A 24,386-nucleotide genomic window follows, 5' to 3' on the forward strand; every position below is an offset into this window, starting at 1 on the left:
CGACAAACAACTCGCTCCAGTAAAAGCGTGTTGCGCCAAAGTGGGAACCGTTTTGGCGACAGACAACTCGCGTCATCAAAAACATGGAGCATGCGCATGAATCCCGTTCATCGCAAAATGCTCTAGCGCAGAACCCGCAGGCAGGACTGGTCCAGATCGGTCTGCTGGTCGAGCTGTCCTGAGGCGACCCGGGCGAGGGCTTCCGGATAGAGCTTATGCTCCTGGGCCAGGACCCGTTTTGCAAGCGAGGATTCCGTATCATCGGTGAGGACCGGCACAGCAGCCTGTCCGATAATGGGCCCAGCATCCATTTCAGCCCGCACGTAATGAACGGTGCAGCCGTGCAGTGTAACACCGTCGGTCAGAGCGCGGGCGTGGGTATCCAGGCCCTTGTAGGATGGCAACAGGGCAGGATGAATGTTGATCAGCCGGTCGTGCCAGCGATCCACAAACCATGGTGTCAGAAGGCGCATGAAACCGGCAAGGCAGACCAGATCGATATCGTGCTTCCGGATGGCGCTATCGAGGGCAATCTCAAAAGCTTCCCTGTCCGGAAAAGTCTTGTGATCAACGCAGTCGGTGGCAATGCCATGGTCTGACGCAAACTGAAGTCCGGCAGCATCCGGTCTGTTGGACAGGACAAGACCAATCTCTGCCGGATAATCTGCACAGGCCGCTGCCTCGACCAGAGACATCATATTGCTGCCTCGGCCTGAAATAAGAACTGCGACCCGTGTTTTTGTCATGCGCGTTTGCCCTACAGTGCCAGGGAGCCGTGATAAACCACCGGTTCCCCATCACGAGGACCAATGGTGCCGACGCGAACAACGGTTTCTCCGGCATTGGTCAGACACTCAGTAACAGCGCTGGCGCTTTCGGCATCCACGGCGACAATCATGCCAATGCCGCAATTGAAGGTGCGGAGCATTTCATCTTCAGCGATGCCGCCAAGGCCAGCCAGCCATGAGAAGACCGGCAGAACGGGAACGGACGGAAGATCGATTTCTGCAGCGAGCGTGTCCGGAAGAACACGCGGAATATTCTCGGTAAATCCACCACCGGTAATGTGAGCCAGTGCCTTTACGGAACCAGTTTCGCGAATAGCGGAAAGAATGGGTTTCACATAGATCTTGGTCGGCTCAAGAAGAGCTTCGGCCAGTGACTTGTCGCTGGCAAACGGGGCGGGTTGATCCCAGGCCAGACCAAAGTCGGCCACCAGACGGCGCACAAGGGAGAAGCCGTTCGAGTGAACGCCGCTCGATGCGAGACCCAGCAGCACATCACCCTCCTGAAGCGCTTCTGAGGGCAACAGGGTGCCGCGTTCTGCCGCGCCAACAGAGAAGCCGGCCAGATCATAGTCGCCGTCCTGATACATGCCGGGCATTTCGGCGGTTTCTCCGCCAATCAGGGCAGCCCCGGCCTGGCGGCAGCCTTCGGCAATGCCTGCAACCACATCTGTGGCCACATCTGTCGCCAGCTTACCGGTCGCGAAATAGTCGAGAAAGAACAGCGGCTCTGCACCCTGGACCACAAGGTCATTGACGCACATGGCCACCAGATCAATGCCCACAGTATTGTGGATGTTGGTGTCGATAGCCAGTTTCAGCTTGGTTCCCACACCATCATTGGCAGCAACCAGCACAGGATCCTTGAAACCGGCACCTTTCAGGTCAAACAGGCCGCCAAAACCACCGATTTCGCCATCTGCGCCCGGCCGCATTGTGCTTTTTACATGGGGTTTGATTGCCTCAACAAGAGCATTGCCTGCATCAATATCCACGCCGGCCTGGGCATAGGAGTAGGAGTTTTTGCCGTCTTGTCCCGGAGTGTCCGCCATGGTTCGCCAGTCCCTGATCTCTGATAAGGAGTTGTTGGGAGCATCGAACAGAAAATGAGCTGAAACGCAAGCCCTTCCACTGCTTTCAACAAGTATCAGACGATAAAAACAGGCTTGGACTGGACCTTTGCGGGAAAAAGCGTATCTCTGCAAGGAGTGAACCTGGTGTCGGAGTCGGTTTCGTGACACTTCCCAATCTGATCAGCATTGCACGTCTGCTGATTGTTCCGCTGATAATCTGGCTCATACTGGACCAGTATCTAATGGCGGCCTTTGTGCTGTTTGTTGTTGCCGGTATTTCTGATGCCATCGACGGCTATCTGGCACGTCTGATGAATTCGCGCAGTGCGTTGGGTACCTATCTTGACCCAATCGCGGACAAGACCCTGCTGGTCTCCGTTTATATTGCACTGGGTATCCCCGGAATTATCCCGCTCTGGCTGGTTATTCTGATCGTCAGCCGGGATGTCTTGATTGTCGGCGGAGTTCTGCTGGCCCGCCTGATCCATCGCCCCATGGTCATGCGCCCTCTGATGATCAGCAAGATCAACACCACAATGCAGATCATTCTGGCGGCGTCCAGTCTTGGCAGTGCCGCATTTGGGGTGGATTTTGCTGCCGCCGGGCCGATTCTGTTCTATCTTGTTGCGGCAACAACGGTGTTTTCCACTCTGGCCTATGCGGTAGAATGGATGCGACACATGAGTGATCTGGATGAGGACGGGGCGCACGCGCCATGACATTGAAATCGAAAATCGGGTTCTGGCTGGCAGGTTTTGTTGCCTTTATCCTGTTCCTTTATGTATTCAGGGCTATCCTGCTGCCTTTCGTGGCGGGCATGGCGCTCGCCTATTTCCTTGATCCCGTCGCAGACCGTCTGGAACGGGCCGGGATGAACAGAACCTGGGCGACGGTTACAATCCTTGTGCTGTTCCTGATTGTCTTCGGTCTGGCCCTGATGCTGATTATCCCGTTGCTCGGGCATCAGTTGGCCGGGTTCCTGGCCAATCTGCCGACCTGGATTTCAGATCTTCAGGTGCTCCTGGCCAGCCAGTCGGAGGGCATGTTGCTTTCCAAGCTCGGTATTCCGATTACAGAGCTGAAGAATAATCTTGCTGACATCATCAAGGAAGGGGCAGGGTGGCTAGCCACGCTTGCGCAGTCTATCCTCAACGGTGGACAGGCCTTGTTGAATATCGCGGCCCTGTTCGCGGTTACGCCCGTTGTTGCCTTCTATCTGCTGCATGACTGGGACCGGATGGTCGAGAAGGTGGACAGCTGGCTGCCCCGGGATAACGTGGCGACAGTTCGCCAGCTGGCAAGCGAGATTGATGCCTCTGTATCGAGCTTTGTGCGCGGGCAGGTGAGCGTCTGCATCCTGCTTGGTATTTTCTACGCACTGGGTCTCATCCTCATTGGCCTCAAGTTTGGTCTGCTGATTGGACTGGGTGCAGGTCTCATCAGTTTTATTCCCTATATCGGAGCCATACTTGGACTGGTGGTGTCAGGCGGAGTGGCGATTGTTCAGTTCTGGCCGGACTTTACCCTCATCGGGCTGACGCTGGCCGTGTTCGCTGCCGGGCAGTTCCTTGAAGGGAATATTCTCCAGCCGAAACTGGTCGGAAAAAGCGTCGGTCTGCATCCGGTCTGGCTGATGTTTGCCCTGTTTGCCTTTGGATCTCTGTTCGGCTTTGTCGGGATGCTGATTGCGGTTCCCGCAGCGGCTGCCATCGGCGTTTTTGTACGGTTTGCTCTCAGACAATATCTGGAAAGTCCGCTCTATCATGGTCATTCCCCGAGAGTTGTTGAAACCGGGACCGCTGAGACGGATGAAACATGATCAAGCCGACCCAGCTCACTCTTGAACTGCCTCACGACCCGGCAATCGGTAGCGAGGATTTCATTGTCGCGCCGTCAAACAGCGCGGCCTTCGAGCTGGTCCACTCCTGGCCGAACTGGCCATCCCAATGGGTGATGCTCACAGGCCCCGAAGGATGTGGTAAAACTCACCTCCTCTGGGCCTGGCGGGAATTGTCGGATGCCTCACTGGTCCGGGCACAGGATTTGCCGGGATATGATCCCGGGGCTCTGGTGGCGAAGGGTGCACTCGGTATTGAGGACCTTGGTGAAGACGGCATCGATGAACGGGCCCTGTTTCACGTCCTGAATGCGGCAAAGGAGGCTAATGCCAGCGTCCTGATGACCGCACGCCGATCTCCTATGGAATGGGGCCTGGAAATTCCGGATCTTCTCTCCCGGTTAAGGTTGGCGACGCCTGTAGCGATTGATGAGCCGGATGACGGGATGCTGCGGGCTATTCTGGTCAAGCATTTCTCAGACAGGCAATTGCATGTGGAACCCCATGTGATCGATTATCTTCTGACCCGGATGGAGCGTTCGCTGGGTATGGCAGCACGGGTGGCAACAGCGCTCGACAGGCTGGCACTGCAGCGGAAAACGCGCATCACCCGTCACATAGCCGGGGAAGTTTTGGACGGACTTGATCCGATTACATCTGAATGACACAAATGCTGAACTAAAGTGTAGCCGGGTAACACGGGCAAACGGAAGAGACCTTATATGTCTATGCAATCAGAAACCGCGGTTGAAGCACTGGATGTCGTCGAGCCGGAAGACGCGACCGCTGTTGACGAGGTGTTGCGGGTATCACCTGAGAGGTTCATCAACCGGGAGCTGTCCTGGCTGCAGTTCAACAGGCGTGTGCTTGAGGAATCTGAGAACAGCAATCATCCACTGCTTGAACGTTTGAGGTTTCTGTCGATCTCGGCCAACAACCTTGATGAATTCTTCATGGTACGCGTTGCCGGGTTGAAAGGGCAGGTCGGTGCGCGGATTGAAACCAAGAGTCCCGATGGCCTCAGTGCGCTTGAACAGCTCTGCCGCATTAATGAGGACGTCTGCAGCCTGACAAATGACCAGCAGGCGCGCTGGCGGGCTCTCAAGGCTGAACTGGCCGCAGAACATATTGATATTGTTGACTGCGGTTCCCTGTCTGCTGACGAGCTTGCCTGGCTTGAAACCCATTATCTCACCTACATCTTTCCCATCCTGACACCCCAGGCGATTGACCCTGCGCATCCGTTTCCGTTCATCCCCAATCTCGGCTTTTCGCTGATGATGGACCTCAAGCGGGTCTCTGATAACATGCGGATGACTGCCCTTATCCGTATCCCGCATGTGATGAAGCGTTTTGTGGAGCTGAATACGGGTGACGCAGCATCTCGCGAGCATCGCTTCCTGCTGCTGGAAGACGTGATCTCTCGTTTTATTGACCGCTTGTTCCCTGGCTACGAGGTTCAGGGGTCAGGTGTGTTCCGGGTTATCCGCGACAGCGATATCGAGATCGATGATGAAGCGGAAGATCTGGTTCGTCACTTTGAAAGTGCTCTGAAACGCCGTCGTCGCGGCTCGGTCATCCGGCTGGAAATCTCCTCATCGACACCGGATCTGCTGCGACAGGTGGCAACTGAGTCCTTGGATATCGGCCAGGAGGACATGGTTGTCGTTGACGGTCTTCTGGCTCTTGATGGCTTATCCGAGCTGGTTGATGTGGATCGTCCGGATCTGAAATTCGAGCCGTTCCGGCCCCGGTTCCCAGAGCGTATTCGAGAGCATGGCGGGGATTGTCTGGCAGCCATTCGGGAGAAGGATATTGTTGTCCATCACCCTTATGAATCCTTTGACGTGGTTGTGCAGTTTCTCCGTCAGGCGGCCCGTGATCCGGATGTGGTCGCCATCAAGCAGACACTCTACCGGACCTCGAAGAACTCCCCCATCATCAATGCTCTGGCACAGGCGGCTGAAGCTGGTAAATCCGTAACCGCGGTGGTCGAGCTGAAAGCGCGTTTTGACGAAGAGGCGAATATCCAGTGGGCGCGAGACCTGGAGCGCGCAGGCGTTCAGGTGGTCTACGGCTTTATCGATCTGAAAACCCACGCGAAACTGTCTATGGTGGTGCGCAGGGAACAGAACCATCTGGTCTCCTACGTTCATATTGGAACGGGGAACTACCATCCGATTACGGCCAAGATCTATACGGATCTGTCCTATTTTACGGCCGACCCGACAACGGCCCAGGATGCGGCCCGGATTTTCAACTTCATTACCGGGTATGCGGAGCCGCAGGACCTTGAGAATATGTCATTCTCGCCGGTTACCCTGCGCAAGACACTACTCGACAGCATTAAACAGGAAGCCGAGTTTGCCCGTGCCGGAAAGCCTGCGCAGATCTGGTTGAAGATGAATTCACTGGTGGATGCACAACTGATTGACGCTCTGTATGACGCCAGCACGGCTGGTGTGGATATCGACATTGTGGCGCGTGGGATCTGTTGTCTGAGACCGGGTGTTCCCGGCTTGTCAGACCGTATCCGAGTCAAATCCATTGTCGGACGTTACCTGGAGCATTCCCGTATCTATTGTTTCGGCAATGGCTACGGTCTGCCGTCACCCAAGGCCACAGTCTTTATCAGTTCAGCCGATCTGATGACCCGTAACATGGACTGGCGGGCTGAATCCATGGCCAAGATCACCCATCCGACGGTGCATGCCCAGATTCTGGATCAGATCATGGTGGCCAATCTGATGGACAATCAGCAAAGCTGGACGGTACTCCCCGATGGTCGGGCAACACGTGTGAAGCCTGGCCCGGATGATCAGCCGTTCAACGCACACAACTATTTTATGACAAATCCGAGTTTGTCCGGGCGCGGCGATTCACTTAAAGAAGACCTTCCAAGAGCATTTACGGATCGCATCAGGCGATTGCGTTCGAGGTAAGAGACTATGGAAATCGCGCACGGCCGCATTATGGGCAGTGGCTTTGTTGCCGTTATCGACATCGGATCCAACTCCGTTCGTCTGGTTGTCTATGAACAGTTGGGGCGCGCGCCGGCTCCGGTTTTCAATGAAAAGGTTCTCTGTGAGCTTGGGCGCGGCATTGCTGCCAATGGCCGTATGGCTGAGGATTCCGTCGAGAAAGCCTTGGAATCCCTGAGGCGTTTTCGCGCCCTGATGAACCATATGGGCGTGGTCCAGTGCTTTGCAGTGGCAACGGCGGCCTCTCGTGAGGCGGAGAACGGCCCGGCATTTCTGGCAGAGGCTGAATCCATCCTGGGAACCCAGGTCACCGTGTTGTCCGGCAAGGAAGAAGCACAGACGGCGGCCATGGGTGTTATGGCCGGGATGATCGATCCCGACGGAGTGATCGGCGACCTTGGCGGAGGCAGTCTGGAACTGGTTGATCTGAGCGCTGGTAAAGCCCGAAGCGGCATTACGTTGCCGCTCGGTGGTATCCGTCTTCAGGAGCAGTCCGGTGAAGACCTGGAAAAGGCCAAGCGCATCTGTACACGCCATCTTGACGGACAGCCTGTGCTGGAGCGCATGAAGGGTCGTCCGTTTTATCTGGTTGGCGGAACCTGGCGCTCTTTGGCCAAGCTCCATATGGAACAGAATGATTATCCGTTGCGGGTCACCCATCACTATCGGATGGACCCGAAGGATGCACTGGCTTTCTGCAAGGAGATCATCCAGGAGGAACTCTCCCGGGTTGATTCCATCTATGCGGTGTCAAAGCCCCGTCGCGCGCTTCTGCCATATGGTGCAATGGCACTGGCAGAGCTGATCCGCCGGGGAGAACCATCAGAGCTGATCGTCTCCATCTATGGGGTGCGCGAGGGGCATCTCTATTCCATGATGGATCAGAGGGAGCGGGAAAAAGACCCGCTTCTGGTTGCCTGTAACGATCTGGCCGTTCTACGGTCACGGGCACCGCAGCACGCATTTGAGCTGATCGACTGGACAGATCAGCTTCTGCCCGAGCTGAGGCTTGATGAAACGCCGGAAGAGCAACGCCTGCGTCGGGCTGCCTGTCTTGTTGCTGATATCGGCTGGAGAGCGCATCAGGACTATCGCGGCGAGCAGAGCCTCAACATTATCGCCAATGCGGCATTCGCCGGAATTGACCATCCCGGGCGTGCTTATCTGGCCCTGGCCAATTATTTCCGGCATGAAGGGCTTGTGGACGCGCAGCTGAGCCCCCGCATCAGGGAACTGGCGTCAGAGCGGCTGGAAACCCGTGCGCGTGTACTGGGTGCGGCTTTCCGCGTTGCATATGTGATGACAGCCAGTATGCCCGGCATTCTGCTGTCCACACGGATCGTCCGGGACGGGGAAACCCTGTGCCTTGTTCTGCCGCCGGAGCTTGAAGAATTGAATGGTTCAGTGCTGCAGAAACGCCTGCGCCAGATGGCAAAGGTGAGGGGGCTGCAATCTATCGTCCGTGTTGATTAGAGCGCTTATCAATAGAGCATTTTGAGTGAAAACAGAATCACGCCAAATGCTCTATCTCTTTGTTTTCAAGCGTATCCCTATCCGAAAACCGTACACACTTTTCGGGGACAGGCTCTAGCCGAGCGCGGATGTTCTCAGGGCAGGCTCATCGCTTGACTGCAACTGCTCGATATCGATAACCGCCGTCTTCCTGTCGACAATTGCCAGAGCCAGCTTGCCATGTTTCAGGCGTAGAGCGTCTTTGCCGAACAGATCACGTCGCCAGCCCTTGAGAGCGGCCACATCCGCATTGTCATCAGCGGCAATCTGCTCAAGATCATCCACATTGGCGATAACCTTTGCGGCGACGCCATGTTTGGCAACAATGATCTTCAAGAGAACCTTCAGCATTTCGACAACGGCCTGGGAGCCTTCCGGCATCACCCGGCCTCTTGGCAGGCGGGGAAGGTCCTTCTTGGGCAGGCTGCAGGCTTTTTCTACAGCTCCAAGAATGTCTTCTGCTGCTCGCGACCGTTCAAACCCCTTGGGCATGGTGCGCAGGCGGCTCAGGGCTTCCGGAGTCCGTGGTGCCTGCATGGCAAGTTCATAGATTGCGTCGTCTTTCAGTACCCGTCCGCGCGGCACATCACGGCGCTGGGCTTCCTGCTCGCGCCATTTGGCCATGGACTGCATGATAGCCAGCTCTATGGGCTTCTTGATCCGCAGTTTCATCCGTTGCCAGGCTTCGGACGGATCGACCCGATAGGTTTTCTCGGAGGTGAGGATTTCCATTTCCTCACTCACCCAGTGAGACCGGTCCTGCTCTTCCAGATTGGCCTTGAGAGCGATATAGACCTCGCGCAAATGGGTAACGTCGGCAAGGGCGTAAGTCAGTTGCTTGTCGCTGAGCGGGCGTCTGCTCCAGTCCGTGAAACGGGAGGACTTGTCGATGCGCTGATCGGCAATGCGCCAGACAAGTTGATCATAGCTGATCGAATCGCCAAATCCGCAGACCATCGCTGCCACCTGACTGTCAAAGACAGGATGCGGGATCAGGCCGCCCAGATTATAGACGATTTCGATATCCTGACGCCCGGCATGAAAGACTTTGACTGTGCTTTCATCCGCCATCAGGTCGAAAAACGGCTGAAGATCGAGGTCTTTCTCGGTCAACGGGTCGACAATAAAGGCGCCTTCAGGGCCTGCCATCTGGATGAGGCAGAGCTTGGGCCAGTAGGTGGACTCCCGCATAAACTCTGTGTCGACAGTGACATAATCACTCTGGGCAAGAAGGGTGCAGGCAGCGGCAAGGGCGTCTGTAGTTTCTATGATCTTCATGATGTCCAGCTATAGCGCAGTCTTGAGGCTTTGTCCTGCATCATTTGGAACCCGGCATCCCTGATCCGTCAAAAAGCCCTGATGTATACGACCAAGCCTTGACAAACCGGGGCTGACATGCGCTTTTCCGGGCTGAATTTCCAAGGATAGGCCCCTCAGCAGAGGCCATCTGTAACACGACTTTCTCGATGGGTTCATTCATGCATCGCTATCGCAGCCATACGTGCGGAGAACTGCGCGATTCTCACGTTGGAGAGACCGTCAGGCTCTCCGGTTGGGTTCACCGTGTGCGAGACCATGGCGGTCTCCTGTTTATCGATCTCAGAGACCATTACGGAATCACCCAGTGTGTGGTGGATCCGGATTCTCCAGCCTTTGCTCTGGCAGAAACCGTTCGGGCCGAATGGGTTCTGCGGATTGACGGTGAGGTGAAAAGCCGCAGCGCGGAAACGTCCAATGACAATCTGTCCACCGGTCAGGTTGAGATCTTCATCCGTGAGCTTGAAGTGCTCGGCGCGTCGAAAGAACTGCCGCTACCGGTCTTTGGCGAGCTGGATTATCCGGAAGAAACCCGCCTGAAGTACCGCTTTATTGATCTGCGTCGGGAAACCCTGCACCAGAACATCATGAAGCGCTCTGCGATCATCGCCTCTATGCGTGAGCGGATGCGGTCCCACGGCTTCAACGAATACCAGACCCCGATCCTGACAGCGTCTTCCCCGGAAGGTGCCCGCGACTTCCTGGTTCCGAGCCGTATTCATCCGGGCAAGTTCTATGCTCTGCCGCAGGCTCCTCAGCAGTTCAAGCAGCTTCTGATGATGGCTGGCTTCGACCGTTATTTCCAGATTGCACCGTGCTTCCGTGACGAAGACCCGCGCGCCGACCGTCTGCCGGGCGAGTTCTATCAGCTCGATGTCGAGATGAGTTTTGTCGAACAGGAAGATGTGTTCCGTGTAGCGGAAGACGTGCTGAAAGGCATCTTCGTCGAGTTTGCCGATGGCAAGCGTGTGACAGATGTCTTCCCGCGCATTCCGTATTCGGAATCCATGCGCAAATACGGCTCTGACAAGCCGGACCTGCGGAACCCGATCGAAATGCAGAACGTATCCGAGCATTTTGCAGGATCCGGGTTCAAGATCTTCGCCAATATGCTGGCGTCTGATTCCAAGAACGAAGTCTGGGCTATTCCTGCCCCGACCGGCGGCAGCCGCGCTTTCTGTGACCGGATGAATTCTTGGGCGCAGGGTGAAGGCCAGCCAGGCCTCGGCTATATCTTCTTCCGTGACGGGGAAGGGGCCGGACCGGTTGCCAAGAATATCGGCCCTGAGCGTACAGAAGCCATCCGCACCCAGCTTGGGCTGAATGATGGTGACGCTGTCTTCTTCGTAGCAGGCCAGCCGAAGAAATTCGTCGATTTCGCCGGTAAGGCGCGCCAGAAGGCAGGTTTCGATCTTGATCTGGTCGACCAGGACCAGTTCGCACTCTGCTGGATCGTTGATTTCCCGATGTATGAGTGGAATGAAGACGAAGACCGGGTGGACTTCTCCCATAACCCGTTCTCCATGCCGCAGGGCGGTCTTGACGCGCTTGAGAATACCGACCCTCTTGAGCTCAATGCCTGGCAGTATGATGCGGTCTGCAACGGCTTTGAAATCCTGTCCGGTGCTATCCGGAACCACGAGCCGGAGATCATGAAAAAGGCCTTTGCCATTGCCGGATACCCAGAAGAGGTTCTGGAGGAAAAGTTCGGTGGCATGCTGCGGGCGCTAGAATATGGCGCGCCTCCGCATGGTGGCTGTGCGGCTGGTATCGACCGGATTGTGATGCTGCTCTGTGGCGCGCAGAACCTGCGTGAGATCACGCTGTTCCCGATGAACCAGCAGGCCATGGATCTGCTGATGGGTGCACCATCAGATGTGAGCAATCAGCAGCTCCGCGATCTGCACATCCGGCTGAACCTGCCGGAATAAAGCGCGCGGCAGCGAAGCTGTCCGTTCCTGAAATCGAAAAAGGGGCCGTTTGGCCCCTTTTTTATTATTGATTAGCTTCGATCTCCGCGCCCAGAATATCCGGCAGAATTTGTGGCGCAGTCGCCACGCCGCCAATAATCTGGGTCACCGGTACGGGATTGTCCGGGGACAGGCGAAGGCGCAGATTGCGCGGATCAGCGAAGAACGTCTCTGCTGCGGCCTTGACCTTGGCTGCAAAGGCATCATTGCCGATTGAGCCGAGCAGTCCATCGAGGACGAGCAGGAGGCCTTGGGCCATCTGTGCCCGCTCTATGCCCGCTTCCTTTGCCTGTTGGTCGAGTGCTTTTTCGACACCACCGTCATTGATGAGTTCCAGTTCCAGAGACTTGACGGACAATGTGGCAATGGCTGCCTGAATCTGCTCGGGGTTCTCAAGAATGGAGCGGGGCAGGCCGCCAAGATGAGCCTTTGCGTGAACGCGCCCCACATCACCGAGTTCCAGGGTGAGATCATCAATAAAGACGTCTTCTGTCTGTTCATCCCAGCGGATGCGTAGGCCGTCTGTCCAGCGCAATGTGGTCAGACCAAAGGCTTCAAACGCTTTGATAGCCTCTTCGTCGTCCAGATATTTGACCGGGATTTCAAGCCCGTCCGTCTTCATTTCAATTTCTGTGGGGATGGGTGGAATAAGGGATGCCATACCGAGGAAATAGGATGACAATTTCATTTCAACGCCATCCGGGATGACCACATCAATCTCTCCCAGCTCAAAGGCAAATGAGCGGGGTGTCAAAGCCCTGGCAACCACAAGAGGGTCCGGTTCACTGTTATTGCTCTGCTGGGCGATAAGGTCTCTTATCGGGCCGACCGGCGGGAAATTGATATCTCCGATGGCAAACTTGCCTAGAAGAACCGATCCGCCCGGAGCGATATCTGCCTTGATCCCGTTTACGGATAGTTCTTCAAGCCCGTCCGCACTGAGATCGCGGATGAGATATTGCTCCATGCTGACCTGATCTGTCTCACCGGTCACCTTGGTGCTCGGGAAAGAGGCGGCAATGCCTTCTATTGAAAAGCGGTCAACGGCCAGCGCGCGATAGAGCTCCAGAATCCAGGACAGAGCACTTTCCTCTGATATCGTATCGGATGTAAAAGCCTCGTCGAGAATCTCGGCAAGGTTGATATCGGGACGCCTCACGGAAAACCCATCCATGGATATCCGATCAATCGTTGTCTTTACAGGATTGGCATTCAGCTTGTAGTCGCGTGCCACCGCCGATCCAAGCGCTTCCACATAGTCGGATGTTTCAAGCAGGCTCGGGTACAGAAGCGCCAAAATCGCCTTGACGTCGTAGTGGTCAATTGATGTCTCTGCGATGGAGAACAGGATATCAATCGGTGTGCCTGACTTGTCCTTGCCGACGATTTTCTCGACGAGAGGACCGGTCGCATAGCGTTTGATGACGCCATCCCTGATTTCACCGATGCGGATGTCTTTGATGTCATAGGTAATCGAGATTGTGCCATTGTGATCAGCATCCTCATAAGGTGCTGATTCCATGAAAAGCCGACCAATGGTCTGGCTATCACTCTCGGTTTTTAGATAAGCCTCAATCAGGGGAAGCCAGCGGCTGACAGGTCGGGCCGGGTCGTCCTCAATGGCGGGGTAGCGGGGCCAGAAAATACCTTTTGCTGTATATCCTTCAATGCCGCCGGAAATCTGAAAGGGCGTATCATCCGCTGTCGTGGTGAATGAAAACTCTGTGGCATCTGACATGGTGACGCCAGAGGCAAAAAAGCCGTTCTCATCGGCTTCAAAGTTATCAAGAGTGAGCGTGGGGATGCTGGACCGGATGGAGAGTGTGACCGTCTGTGTACCATCTGCTGATTGAGGAGTGCCTTCAGAACCGTCTGTCGAGGCCTTCTCACGGGGAACCTTGATATCAAACGATGTCTCGAAGGAATGTGTCAGGTTCTCGATTGTCAGTTGGTCACCATCTTCGACTACCGCTTGATAGGAGACGTCTATCCCAACATCCGCATGCGACTGGAACCACTGCTTGAGCGCGGCTTTTCCTGTCGTCTCCTGCGCTGATGCAGGTAAGGAAAGTGCCACAAATGCTACGCATGCGATGGAAAGGCGATGGGTCATATGCTTGTCCCCCCAAGTCTGACCGCTGAATGGGTCGTCGAAGCTCTTTATAAAGCTTCGACGATTGATCCGTGTTTGTCTACTCCGCAGCCTCGACAGAGACATTGAGAACATCTGGCAGTGTCTGCGGTGCGGCGATGCCCGCTCCGATCAACTGCGAAACAGGAACCGGGTTGGCCGGTTTCGCTGTTGCCGTCAGAGTGGTCGGGTTTGCCAGAAACTTAGCCGCTGCCTTGGCAAGCTTATCAGAAAACTCAGGGTTCCCGATAGCAGACAACAAGAGCGGCATGACGCCGGAAATCTGCTGGACGAACTGATCCCGTTCTATCCCGGCATTTTTGGCCTGCAGATCCAGAACGCGATCAACAACAGACTGATTTTCAAAACTCAGCGTCAGATCATCGACGGTCAGTCCCTGAATATGCGCCATAACATCAGCAGGTTCTGTGACGGACTGAAGCTTGTTCAGAAGGTCGGCCGAGAAGCCCCCGAGCGTACCATTCAGAGTGACAGTACCCATGTCCTTTGCATTGATTGACAGGGTCTTGATAGAGGCCAGTGTTGTCTGATCGTCCCATGATCCGTCATAGGCAACGGAAAGGGTGAGGGCGTTGTAACCCAGAGCCTGAAACTGCGCCTTGACCTGAGGGTTGCGCGAGAATGCTATCGGAATAACCAGATTGTTGAGATGGCCAGACGACTGTTTGGCATATTTGCCGACAAAATCGCTCTGCTCCAGATGAATTTCACCGATCCGAATGGCGCTGGGAAGATCTGAGCGCGTAAACGAGAAGTTCTTTAGAGAGAAGGATTCGTACTTTTCGGAAAGCGCATTTTCCAGACCCTTGGCAAGGAGAGCTTTCAACGCGTCTGGTCCAGGAACAGTATAACCGCCGATAGAGGCCGGGCCCGTGGTGACCGTCAGGCCATGCGGGTCGTTGAAAACCAGGTTGGAAATCGCGATGGAGGATGATTTGAAGCCTCCATCATCCTGTTCCTCGATCCCTTCAATGGTCAGGACAGGGAGTGTCAGCGTGGCGTTATGGCCATGGCTGTCGGGCGCCTCTATGACAACATCATTGATGGTGGCCGAATTCCCGGATGTGCTGAGTTTCTTATACTCTACGTTTGTGGCACCCAGTGTCTTGAAGCTGTCGAGAAGATAGGTTGCTGCCTCTTCGGGTCCCGCATTGGCCGGTTGAACCAGGCTGCCTGACAAGAGCAGCGTGCCAAGAAAAACTGATGGCACAAATGAACGATTAAACAATTCAATTCCTCCAATGGCTGCTGATAAGGGGAGCCTGAATTAAGCTCCGAACCCCATCGCAGTGCGTTAAGACCCTGGAAGCAATATAAGCGAGCTTGTGGCAAACCGAAGGCCGAAAATGCAACTTGTGCTGCCTCAACCGGTATAAAGTCGGGGCAAGGGTTGTCCAGATCGCAAATTGCATCGCTTCTATAGCTTGGAAAAGGGCATGCGTTGCCGGAGGACATGGGCGCCAATGGCGTTTAGCCGGATAATAGTTAGATTGCTACGAAAGCCGTTGGAAATCGGGCTTTCGATGCAGATTTACCAAACCTGAAAATCAAAAGAACTTTGTTCGTTGATTTTATCATTTTTACTTGCAGTCGCGAGAAAAACGTGTACAAACCGGCGCTCACGATACGGGCTTCAAGCGGTTTTCTTTTTGATATAATCCCGCCCAAATCCGGGAAATCTAATCTATCTACTGGTTGGGGAGGTCGTCATGTCGACAAGCAACGCCCTCTTCCAATTGGGGATGGACTTGGACGCTCCAAGCACCGCCCAAACGGAAGAACTCTCTTTGAACGTCGCCGCTGTACCACAGAGCGAGCAGGCAGATCATTTCATCGTCAAAAATGGCGTGAGATGCGCTGGAACTCATCTGATCATCGATCTGCATGATGCTGATCGTCTTGATGATCTGGAGCATATCGAGCAGACCATGCTCGAATGTGTGGAAAAAGCGGGCGCGACGCTTCTGCATATTCATCTGCACCATTTCCAGCCGGAAGGCGGTGTCACAGGTGTAGCGGTGCTGGCGGAAAGCCACATCTCAATCCACTCCTGGCCGGAAAACCGCTATGCGGCATTTGACGTGTTCATGTGTGGCGATGCCAAGCCGGAGCTTTGTGTGGACATCCTGCGCAATGCCTTCAGTGCTGGCCGTGTGGTTGTTGGAGAACACCTGCGGGGCCGCGGCGCATGACCGACAAGGCCTGGTTCAGCGAAACGCTTCATGATGGTATCCGCTTCTCCTTTGAAGCGGATACTGTGCTTTACGAGCAGAAAACCGAGCACCAGCATCTTGCTTTGATCGAAAACCAGATTTTCGGCAAGGTCCTGATGCTGGATGGTGTGACACAGGTCACATCCGCAGACGAGTTCATCTACCATGAGATGATGAGCCATGTGCCCATTCTGGCACACGGTGCTGCGAAGAATGTTCTGATCGTCGGCGGCGGTGACTGTGGCCTGGCTGAGGAAGTTCTGAAGCACAAGTCTGTCGACAAGCTGGTCCAGGTTGAAATTGACCCGGCTGTTGTGGATTTCTCCAAGGAACATTTCGCGGATTTCAATGAAACTGTCTTCGACGATTCCCGGTTTGAGCTGGTGATTGACGACGGTATGAAATTTGTGGCCGAAACAGACCGCCGGTTTGATGTGGTGATTGTTGATTCAACCGATCCGATCGGACCGGGCGGCATTCTTTTCACCAAGGAATTCTATGCGGCTGTTCGCAACTGTCTGACACCGGGCGGTGTGCTGGTTACCCAGAATGGTGTTCCGTTCCTGCAGAAAGACGAGCTTGAGCAGAGCTGTCGTTTCTTCGCTGAGCTCTATAACGATTCTTCAGCTTATGTGATCTGCGTGCCGACCTATATCGGTGGTCATATGTCGCTCGGCTGGGCCACGGACAATGCGGCGCTGAGGAAAACGGATGTGGCGACAATCGCCGAACGTTTTGACGTGGCCGACATCGAGACGCGCTATTACACCCCGGATGTTCATGTGGCTGCATTCGCCTTGCCAAAATACATTCTGGACGCTGTGGATGCAGGTATTGCTTCGGCGCAGAGATAGATTGCGTTCAGCTTCGATATTTACGGAAAACCGGGTCCTTTGGGTCCGGTTTTTTCTTTGCTGTGAACATCGGTAGTTCTGTCAATCGCATTGTGGCTTTTATGTGAAAAGTTAGGAGCTTCTTAACGGGTGCGGCGCATATCTTGGAGGTATCTCTGGAGAATCTCAATCGTGCGTTACCGCTTGAAAACTATAGGGCTTGCAATTATCGGCCTGCTTGGTGCGTCGATGCCGATTATTCTGGTCAATTTTTTTCTCCTGCATTACGCCCGGATTGATGGTCAGAAGAAGCTGGATGTGCTGGCTAACCGTATGCTTATACATGCGGAAACTGAAATCAGGGGTGCGGCCAACGAGTTGCGGAATCTGGCAGATGCCGGCATAGCCACATGCAGCCTGCCGAACCGGGCGGCCATGCGCGAATCTTTCTATCGCCATTATTCAATCAAGGCGATTTTTCTCTCAGACGAATCCGGTTCCAACACGTGCAGCTATTCCGGTGAGACCATTGACGTGATCGGGTTGTCAGAACCGTTTACGGTCAAGGACAGCCCGGCCATCTTGCAGATGGTAGACCCGCGTGGCTCCGGATTGACCAGTCTCATGATCTCAATGCCGGTCGATGAGGCCGGGTCAAAAACGATCAATGCTCTTTTGCCGAGCCGTATTTTCGTGCCGGACGATGTTCTTCGGTCAGCCGGGACTCGCGGGCAGGTTCAGGTCACGCTGGATGACGGATCCATTATCGGCTCGACCATTTTGGTTGCTGGTGAGCAAAGTCTGGTCGAGGACGATGTTGTTCTCTCACGCAGTACATCAGATACATTTCCAGTTCGCGTGTTGACGGTCGAACGGTTCTCCTCGATCTGGGGCGGGTTCGGCGATATGCGCACCTATACCAATCTTGGTTTTGCCTTTGTCGGTCTCTCTATCCTTTTGATTGTTGTCTATATCGGACGTCGGCAGTCGCGCGCGGCAGACGAGCTCGAGCGTGGTATCGAGAACGGCGAACTGATTCCGTATTATCAGCCGGTTATCAGCCTTGAAACCGGTAAGCTCGCCGGTTGTGAAGTGTTGATCCGCTGGCGGAAGCCGGATGGCACCATGATTTCTCCGGCCAACTTCATCGGGTTGGCTGAAACATCAGGTCTCGGGTTGCCGATGACGCGCAAGCTGATGGAAACCGTTCGGAATGAACTGGGTGCTGTCTACCGTGAACGCCAGGAAATGAAGATTGCCTTCAACCTGTTCGGCGACCATTTCGACAATATCGATATCATCAAGGACCTGGGCGACATCTTCGGCCCGTCCGGTATCGGCTATAATCAGCTAGTTATGGAGATTACGGAGCGCCAGCCTCTTGCCAATGTGGAAAAGGCCAAGGTTATCATCCGGCAACTCCAGGCCATGGGCGTTCGCATTGCACTTGATGATGTTGGGACAGGGCACAGTGGCCTGGCCTATATCCAGGAACTGGGTATTGATATCCTGAAGATCGACAAGCTGTTTATCGATGCTATCTGTACCAACAAGTTCTCCGGCCCGATTGTGGCATCGCTGAAGGATCTGGCCAACACCACGGGCATGACCATCGTGGTGGAGGGGGTTGAGACCTACGATCAGGTTCAGGTTCTCCAGGAACTTGGTATTTCAGAAGTGCAGGGCTTCCTCTTCGCGCCTCCGCTGCCAGGCTCGTCCTTCGTGTCTCTGGTGGAGGCTATGGTGCCTGTAAGGCGATCTGGCGATATGGTGCTTCCGGTTGATCAGCACGTCGCTTGATCCTAGCGCCTTAGGAGCCGAACCCTAATTCTCTGAATCTTCATAGAGAATTTACCTGTCACAGTGCAAGATAATCATCTGTTTATTCGCGCGGGGCTTTCGGAGCCGATGTTCTCAAACCTCAGAATTGGACTGGTTTTTCTGGGCGCTTTGCTGACCGCCGCGATACCTGTTTTCGGTTCTCTGATTATGCTGAATATGCACAGTGAAGACCGCCTTACGGCGGACATCCGTGCTGCTGCTCAGCTGATGCTTTCGCGGGCCGAAGCGGCTATTGCCTCTTCGGTCAGTGCTGTTGATACAATGCAGAAGCGGAACATCTCAAGCTGCAGCGTCAGTGACCGCTATCATATGTCCCGCCTTGTGGCTGCGGAGCCGTGGCTCGATCAGATCGGCATCGTCGACAGAGGTGGCACCCTCAGATGTATGCACAATCGCCCGAAGCATGTGATCAACGGCTTCCTGCCAGCTCACGACCGGAATGCCCGCAAGATTCAGTTGGCTCTTCTGGAGGAACCGATCCGCGGGACACGGTCTCTCGTTGTTGCTGTCCATATCGGCAAAGGGGTGAGGGCCATCGCTCGTATTCGTCAGGAAGCGATCCAGATTGACCCTGTTGCCAATGAGATTCGCGCAGATCGTGCCTCTGCCCTTGTTCTTTCAGATTCCTCCGTCTGGTACGGACACGGGGAATACGAACTGCTGAAACTGCCTGATGGTCGTCTTGATACCTATATCGTTGTGACAGAGCGGTCTGAGAAATTTCCGATCCAGGCCAGGATTGCTGTTCACGAGTATATCGTTGCCAAAGTCGATACGACCTTGAGAACCTGGGTCAAGGTTGGGGGAGCGTTTCTCGGCCTGCTGGTTTTCGCTGTGACGCTTGGTATTCTGTGGCGGTTTGATCAGGCCAGCCAGATGAGTATCAAGACGGCGATTTTGAACGGGGAGTTTGTGCCGTTCTACCAGCCGATTGTCGATCTCTCCTCAGGTGAAATTGTTGGAGCGGAAGTCCTGACCCGCTGGATGCGCAGGGGGGAAGTCGTGCTGCCCCCGTCCGAATTTATCCCGCTTGCAGCCTCCCAGGGACACATTGATGATCTGGAACTCGCGATCTGGGATCGTGTGGTTGACGATATGGGGGCGTTCTACAAGGAACGCTCCGACCTTAAACTGGCCTTGAATATCTATGGCGGACGGTTCAGCAGCGTGGAGCTGACCAGTGACCTGGAAGAACATTTCGGTTCCACAGCAATTGCCCTGAACCAGTTGATTGTGGAAGTGAATGAACGCCGGGCGATTGATGATATTCAGACCGCCCGTATCGTCATTGACAGCATCAGGCAGCTCGGCATCCAGGTCGCCCTTGATGATGTGGGGTCCGGGCATGGTGGGCTGGCTGTCCTTAATCAGGTCAGTGTTGATATCGTCAAGCTGGACAAGGTTCTGGTCGATGTGCTGGGCTCAAAATCCGTATCGGTGACTGTCATCAAATCCTTGATTGATATGGCGGGATCTCTCGGGATTGGAATCATTGCAGAAGGTCTTGAGACACAGGAGCAACTGGTGGCTCTGAGATCACTCGGTGTTTCCACCGCTCAGGGATATCTGTTCTCGGGTATTGTCGCTGCTGATGACTTCAAGGAACTTGCAAATCACTCGGCAGCTGCAAAGGGCGAAGGGGCTGAGGAGACCCTGGATGACGCGGAAGCCGAGGAAACAGCTGACGCCGCATAAAACATACGGCCTGACGGTGTGAACCTTTCTCTGCCCGGAATGTATGGCTTAGGGCTCAAGATAGCCATGTCAATGTTACCCGGCGGAACCATCTTCACAAACCATTCATCAGCTTGAAAGTCTGTCTTGCAAACTGGACTGGCTTTACCCGGTTCAGTATCGCACAATGGCGGGACCTGTTTACCGACAGGAATCACTGGACCCTGTGTTCCACCGGGTCCGATCCTTCCGGTAAAACGGGGCATGTGATGTGCATTATTGAAATGAATCCTGTTCGACTGAATTTTAGAGCCAAGACCTGACGGGGGAATATATGTCCGACAAATCGCCGAAAACCAGTGAGCTTGATCAGGCTGCCTGTTTCTATCACCAGTATCCCAAAGCCGGTAAACTGGAGATTTCAGCCACAAAGCCCCTTGGTAACCAGCGCGATCTGGCTTTGGCTTATTCCCCTGGCGTCGCAGCTCCCTGTCTGGCCATTGCCGAAGATAACCTGCAGGCTCTTGATTATACGGCTCGCGGCAATCTTGTTGCAGTGATTTCAAACGGAACGGCAGTTCTGGGACTTGGTTCCATCGGCCCGCTCGCATCCAAGCCGGTGATGGAAGGTAAGGCGGTTCTGTTCAAGAAGTTCGCGGGTGTCGACGTGTTCGACATCGAAGTCGATGAGACAGAGATCGACCGGTTCGTTGATGTTGTCGCAGCGCTCGAGCCGACATTTGGCGGGATCAATCTTGAAGATATCAAGGCACCTGAATGCTTTGAGATTGAGCGCAAGCTGCGTGAGAGGATGAATATCCCGGTTTTCCATGATGACCAGCACGGTACGGCCATCATCGTCGGGGCTGCTGTGATGAACGGCCTTGAACTTGCGGGCAAGGCAATCGGAGATGTGAAAATTGCGGCGTCCGGTGCTGGCGCGGCGTCAATTGCCTGTCTCAACCTGCTGGTCTCTCTCGGCGCGAAGCGGGAAAATATCTGGGTCACTGATATTGATGGTGTGGTGCATACAGGCCGCACAGAAAACATGGATCAGTGGAAGGGCGTGTTTGCCAAGGATACGGACAAACGCACCCTGGAAGAGGTTATCGAGGGCGCTGATATCTTCCTGGGCCTGTCGGCAGGCGGTGTGCTGAAGCCGCATATGGTCGAGAAGATGGCAGACAAGCCCATCATCATGGCGTTAGCCAACCCTAATCCGGAAATCATGCCGGAAGACGCCAAAGCAGTTCGGCCTGATGCCATGATCTGTACAGGCCGCTCAGATTTCCCCAATCAGGTCAACAATGTCCTGTGCTTCCCCTACATCTTCAGAGGTGCACTGGATGTGGGCGCAACGACCATCAATGAAGAGATGAAGCGTGCCGCCGTGATGGCTATTGCCGAACTGGCGCGGGAAGAGCCGTCAGATGTGGCGGCCAAGGCCTATGGTGGTGCCAGTGACACGTTTGGGGCCAACTATCTGATTCCGTCGCCATTTGATCAGAGGCTCATCCTGCGTATTGCGCCTGCTGTTGCCAAAGTGGCTATGGAAACCGGTGTCGCGGCGCGTCCGATCGAGGACTTCAATGCCTATCTGGACCGGCTGAACCGGTTTGTTTTCAAGTCCGGCCTGATCATGAAGCCCATTGTGGCGCAGGCGAAATCCGATCCCAAGCGGGTTATTTATGCGGATGGTGAGGATGAACGGGTTCTGCGGGCAGCTCAGGTTGCCATTGAGGACAGGATTGCTCAGCCCATTCTGATCGGGCGTCCATCTGTCATTGAGCGCCGCGTTCAGAAATATGGTCTCAAGATCCGGCCGGGAGAGGATTTTGAGTTCATCAATCCTGAGGAAGATTCCCGTTATCGGGACTATGTGGACCTCTATTTCGATTGTGTTGGCCGGAATGGCGTCTCGCCTGATGCCGCACGGACCGTGGTCCGAACCAACTCAACGGTTATTGGTGCCCTGGCTGTCAAGCGAGGGGAGGCGGATGCCCTGATCTGCGGTCTGGAAGGCCGCTTCCTCAAGCATCTTGAGCACGTCAAATCGATCATTGGCATGGCAGAAGGGGTACATGATCTCTCAACACTCAGCCTGTTGATCAACAAGAGCGGGGCTTATTTCCTCACCGATTCCTATGTAACGGACAATCCATCAGCACAGGAGCTTGCTGAAACAACTCTGATGGCTGTGGACCATATTCGTCGGTTTGGCCTTGATACGCGTGCGGCCCTGTTGTCGCATTCGAATTTTGGTACCAGAGATTCAAAGTCTGCCCGGAAGATGAAAGAGGCGTTGAACTTGATCTGGGAGCTCGCACCTGATCTGGAAATCGACGGTGAAATGCACGGTGATTCCGCCTTGTCAGAGGCCCTGCGTAACCGGGTCATGCCCACATGCAGACTGAAGGGCGAAGCCAATCTGCTGATTTTCCCCAATCTGGATGCGGCCAACATTGCCCTGAACCTGTTGAAGGTGATGACGGATGCCCTGCATGTGGGACCGATCCTTCTGGGGTCTGCCAGCCCCGCGCATATTCTGACGCCGTCGGTCACCTCCCGAGGCGTGGTCAATATGACGGCTCTGGCCAGTGTCGAGGCGCAGGTGCATGAACGCAGCCTCGCAGAGGGATAGAGGTTGGATATTGGCAGGGGGCTTGATGCCCCCTTACTGAAAGGCCGTCTCTGAGAAACTGCGGAGTTTCCTTGAGTGAAGGCGTTCGCCTGGCATTTCACTCATTTTCCTGAGTGCGAGCAGGCCGATATCCAGATGCTGGTTGACCTGCTGGCGGTAGAAGTCGCTGGCCATCCCCGGCAGTTTCAGCTCTCCATGAAGAGGCTTGTCTGAGACGCAGAGCAGGGTGCCATAAGGCACACGGAAGCGGAACCCGTTTGCGGCAATGGTTGCTGATTCCATATCCAGAGCAACCGCGCGTGATTGGGAAAAGCGGCGTACCGGTTCCCGCTCGTCGCGCAGTTCCCAGTTCCGGTTGTCGATTGTGGCCACCGTGCCGGTCCGCATGATGCTCTTGAGCTCATACCCGGAATACCCGGTTACTTCGGCAACGGCCTGTTCCAGCGCGACCTGAACTTCGGCAAGAGGCGGAATGGGAACCCAGTTCGGCAAGTCAGCGTCGAGCACGTGATCTTCCCGCACATAGCCATGGGCCAGAACGTAATCTCCAAGCTGCTGGGTCTTTCTGAGGCCCGCGCAATGGCCCAGCATCAGCCAGGCATGAGGGCGCAGCACGGCCACGTGATCCGTAATCGTCTTGGCGTTTGACGGGCCAACCCCGATATTGATCAGGGTGATCCCCATATGCTTGTCCACCTTCAGGTGATAGGCGGGCATTTGTGGGAGGCGATCAAGAGGCGTGCCTTCACTTGGTTCCTTGTCACCGGCATGGGTGATGCGGTTTCCGGGCTCCACAAAAGCCTTGTAGCCCTGGCCACCATCGGCCATCAGTTTACGCGCCCGCTCGCAGAATGCGTCCACATAGAACTGATAATTGGTGAACAGCACGAACTTCTGAAAATGCTCCGCCTGTGTTGCCGTGTAATGCTGCAGCCGATGCAGAGAATAGTCCACGCGTGGCGCAGTAAACGGAGCAAGAGGCAGAGGGGCGCCGTCCGTGGCCTCATACTCGCCATTGACGATCGCGTCATCCATGTTGCCGATATCGGGGGCGTCGAAGACATCGCGCAAAGGTCTGTCGAGAAAATCCGACAGGGCACCATCCACATTCATGCCATTGGGGAAGGCAAAGTGTAGTGGCAAGGGCTGGTCGGATGTGCCGATGCCTACGGGCGTGTTGTAGTTTCGGATGAGAAGGCCAATCTGTTCAATCAGATAGGAACGGAACAGATCCGGGCGGGTGACTGTTGTGGAATAGTCTCCGGGGCCGGAGACATGGCCATAGGACAAGCGGCTGTCGATCGCAGCATGACTGGTGGTTGTCAGACGCAGTTCGGGATAATGCGCCCTGATCCGCTCTTGGGGAACAGTCCCTGCAAGCAGGTCCTTAAATCGCGCCTGAAGGAAACCGGCATTGTGGTCGAAGATATGAATGAGGTGGTCTACGGCTTTGACCGGGTCAGTAAATTGAGCAAAGGCAATCGGAGAAGGGGTCGATATGGATTGTGTGTTCAAGAGCTGGTCCTGTTGTCGTGTTGAAACGGAATAATGGATTA

17 protein-coding genes are annotated in these 24,386 nt (G+C 54.9%); 11 read left to right on the top strand and 6 right to left on the bottom strand.

What is annotated here, in order from left to right; all coding sequences use genetic code 11:
- Window positions 1-122 precede the first annotated feature (122 nt).
- Both purN and purM read right to left on the bottom strand, forming a co-directional pair.
- On the bottom strand, window positions 123-746 hold the full coding sequence (purN, locus tag RA157_RS14470) for a phosphoribosylglycinamide formyltransferase (protein ID WP_350333838.1): 624 nt from the start codon (window positions 744-746) through the stop codon (window positions 123-125).
- A gap of 11 nt (window positions 747-757) precedes the next feature.
- Window positions 758-1,837, bottom strand: a complete 1,080-nt coding sequence (purM, locus tag RA157_RS14475) for a phosphoribosylformylglycinamidine cyclo-ligase (RefSeq protein ID WP_350333839.1) — start codon at window positions 1,835-1,837, stop codon at window positions 758-760.
- A 182-nt stretch (window positions 1,838-2,019) separates the two neighbouring features.
- Here purM and RA157_RS14480 point away from each other — a divergent pair, with 182 nt between their 5' ends.
- The 5 genes from RA157_RS14480 (at window position 2,020) to RA157_RS14500 (ending at window position 8,149) form a co-directional block, all read left to right on the top strand.
- Window positions 2,020-2,577: a CDP-alcohol phosphatidyltransferase family protein gene (locus RA157_RS14480; RefSeq protein ID WP_350333840.1), complete on the top strand. Its 558-nt coding sequence runs from the start codon at window positions 2,020-2,022 to the stop codon at window positions 2,575-2,577.
- Window positions 2,574-3,677: an AI-2E family transporter gene (locus RA157_RS14485; protein WP_350333841.1), complete on the top strand. Its 1,104-nt coding sequence runs from the start codon at window positions 2,574-2,576 to the stop codon at window positions 3,675-3,677. Before RA157_RS14480 ends, RA157_RS14485 begins: the two co-directional genes overlap by 4 nt.
- Complete coding sequence (locus RA157_RS14490; protein WP_350333842.1) at window positions 3,674-4,360, top strand: HdaA/DnaA family protein; 687 nt, start codon at window positions 3,674-3,676, stop codon at window positions 4,358-4,360. Before RA157_RS14485 ends, RA157_RS14490 begins: the two co-directional genes overlap by 4 nt.
- 63 nt (window positions 4,361-4,423) lie before the next feature.
- Window positions 4,424-6,637: an RNA degradosome polyphosphate kinase gene (locus RA157_RS14495; protein WP_350336210.1), complete on the top strand. Its 2,214-nt coding sequence runs from the start codon at window positions 4,424-4,426 to the stop codon at window positions 6,635-6,637.
- Window positions 6,638-6,643: 6 nt separating this feature from the next.
- Window positions 6,644-8,149, top strand: a complete 1,506-nt coding sequence (locus tag RA157_RS14500; RefSeq protein ID WP_350333843.1) for a Ppx/GppA phosphatase family protein — start codon at window positions 6,644-6,646, stop codon at window positions 8,147-8,149.
- Between the two features lie 114 nt (window positions 8,150-8,263).
- Here the strand turns inward: RA157_RS14500 and rnd are convergent, their stop codons facing one another.
- A complete protein-coding gene (rnd, locus tag RA157_RS14505; RefSeq protein ID WP_350333844.1) occupies window positions 8,264-9,466 on the bottom strand; it encodes a ribonuclease D in 1,203 nt (400 codons plus the stop codon).
- A 200-nt stretch (window positions 9,467-9,666) separates the two neighbouring features.
- On the opposite strand from rnd, the gene aspS reads away from it, so the two are divergent.
- A complete protein-coding gene (gene aspS, locus RA157_RS14510; RefSeq protein WP_350333845.1) occupies window positions 9,667-11,436 on the top strand; it encodes an aspartate--tRNA ligase in 1,770 nt (589 codons plus the stop codon).
- Window positions 11,437-11,500: 64 nt separating this feature from the next.
- Here the strand turns inward: aspS and RA157_RS14515 are convergent, their stop codons facing one another.
- Window positions 11,501-13,588, bottom strand: coding sequence for an aq_1923 C-terminal domain (locus tag RA157_RS14515; protein WP_350333846.1), 2,088 nt, complete (start codon window positions 13,586-13,588; stop codon window positions 11,501-11,503).
- Window positions 13,589-13,667: 79 nt separating this feature from the next.
- A complete protein-coding gene (locus tag RA157_RS14520) occupies window positions 13,668-14,855 on the bottom strand; it encodes an aq_1923 C-terminal domain (protein ID WP_350333847.1) in 1,188 nt (395 codons plus the stop codon).
- Window positions 14,856-15,336: 481 nt separating this feature from the next.
- Between RA157_RS14520 and speD the strand changes: the two genes are divergently transcribed.
- The 5 genes from speD to RA157_RS14545 all read left to right on the top strand — a co-directional run bounded on the left by speD (window position 15,337) and on the right by RA157_RS14545 (window position 22,830).
- A complete protein-coding gene (gene speD, locus RA157_RS14525; RefSeq protein ID WP_350333848.1) occupies window positions 15,337-15,819 on the top strand; it encodes an adenosylmethionine decarboxylase in 483 nt (160 codons plus the stop codon).
- The gene (speE, locus tag RA157_RS14530; protein WP_350333849.1) at window positions 15,816-16,694 is read left to right on the top strand and encodes a polyamine aminopropyltransferase; all 879 of its coding nucleotides are present in this window, start codon (window positions 15,816-15,818) and stop codon (window positions 16,692-16,694) included. The genes speD and speE overlap by 4 nt, the downstream gene beginning before the upstream one ends.
- A gap of 171 nt (window positions 16,695-16,865) precedes the next feature.
- Window positions 16,866-18,473, top strand: coding sequence for an EAL domain-containing protein (locus tag RA157_RS14535; RefSeq protein ID WP_350333850.1), 1,608 nt, complete (start codon window positions 16,866-16,868; stop codon window positions 18,471-18,473).
- Between the two features lie 189 nt (window positions 18,474-18,662).
- Window positions 18,663-20,210 carry an EAL domain-containing protein gene (locus tag RA157_RS14540; protein ID WP_350333851.1) on the top strand — a complete coding sequence of 516 codons (1,548 nt, stop codon included), beginning with the start codon at window positions 18,663-18,665 and terminating at the stop codon, window positions 20,208-20,210.
- 313 nt (window positions 20,211-20,523) lie between these two features.
- Window positions 20,524-22,830: an NADP-dependent malic enzyme gene (locus RA157_RS14545; RefSeq protein WP_350333852.1), complete on the top strand. Its 2,307-nt coding sequence runs from the start codon at window positions 20,524-20,526 to the stop codon at window positions 22,828-22,830.
- Between the two features lie 33 nt (window positions 22,831-22,863).
- Here RA157_RS14545 and RA157_RS14550 read toward each other — a convergent pair whose 3' ends face one another.
- Window positions 22,864-24,345, bottom strand: a complete 1,482-nt coding sequence (locus RA157_RS14550; RefSeq protein WP_350333853.1) for an AMP nucleosidase — start codon at window positions 24,343-24,345, stop codon at window positions 22,864-22,866.
- Between the last annotated feature and the right edge of the window lie 41 nt (window positions 24,346-24,386).

Origin of the sequence: Coralliovum pocilloporae, assembly GCF_030845175.1 — a bacterium.
Classification (GTDB): domain Bacteria; phylum Pseudomonadota; class Alphaproteobacteria; order Rhizobiales; family Cohaesibacteraceae; genus Coralliovum; species Coralliovum pocilloporae.

Bases quoted from the DNA above. Each gene is read 5' to 3' on its own strand.
- RA157_RS14545 (WP_350333852.1), top strand. From the start codon at position 20,524: ATGTCCGACAAATCGCCGAAAACCAGTGAGCTTGATCAGGCTGCCTGT.
- speD (WP_350333848.1), top strand. From the start codon at position 15,337: ATGTCGACAAGCAACGCCCTCTTCCAATTGGGGATGGACTTGGACGCT.
- speE (WP_350333849.1), top strand. From the start codon at position 15,816: ATGACCGACAAGGCCTGGTTCAGCGAAACGCTTCATGATGGTATCCGC.
- purM (WP_350333839.1), bottom strand. From the start codon at position 1,837: ATGGCGGACACTCCGGGACAAGACGGCAAAAACTCCTACTCCTATGCC.
- RA157_RS14540 (WP_350333851.1), top strand. From the start codon at position 18,663: ATGCTGAATATGCACAGTGAAGACCGCCTTACGGCGGACATCCGTGCT.
- RA157_RS14500 (WP_350333843.1), top strand. From the start codon at position 6,644: ATGGAAATCGCGCACGGCCGCATTATGGGCAGTGGCTTTGTTGCCGTT.
- RA157_RS14485 (WP_350333841.1), top strand. From the start codon at position 2,574: ATGACATTGAAATCGAAAATCGGGTTCTGGCTGGCAGGTTTTGTTGCC.
- RA157_RS14515 (WP_350333846.1), bottom strand. From the start codon at position 13,588: ATGACCCATCGCCTTTCCATCGCATGCGTAGCATTTGTGGCACTTTCC.
- purN (WP_350333838.1), bottom strand. From the start codon at position 746: ATGACAAAAACACGGGTCGCAGTTCTTATTTCAGGCCGAGGCAGCAAT.
- RA157_RS14495 (WP_350336210.1), top strand. From the start codon at position 4,424: ATGCAATCAGAAACCGCGGTTGAAGCACTGGATGTCGTCGAGCCGGAA.
- aspS (WP_350333845.1), top strand. From the start codon at position 9,667: ATGCATCGCTATCGCAGCCATACGTGCGGAGAACTGCGCGATTCTCAC.
- rnd (WP_350333844.1), bottom strand. From the start codon at position 9,466: ATGAAGATCATAGAAACTACAGACGCCCTTGCCGCTGCCTGCACCCTT.
- RA157_RS14490 (WP_350333842.1), top strand. From the start codon at position 3,674: ATGATCAAGCCGACCCAGCTCACTCTTGAACTGCCTCACGACCCGGCA.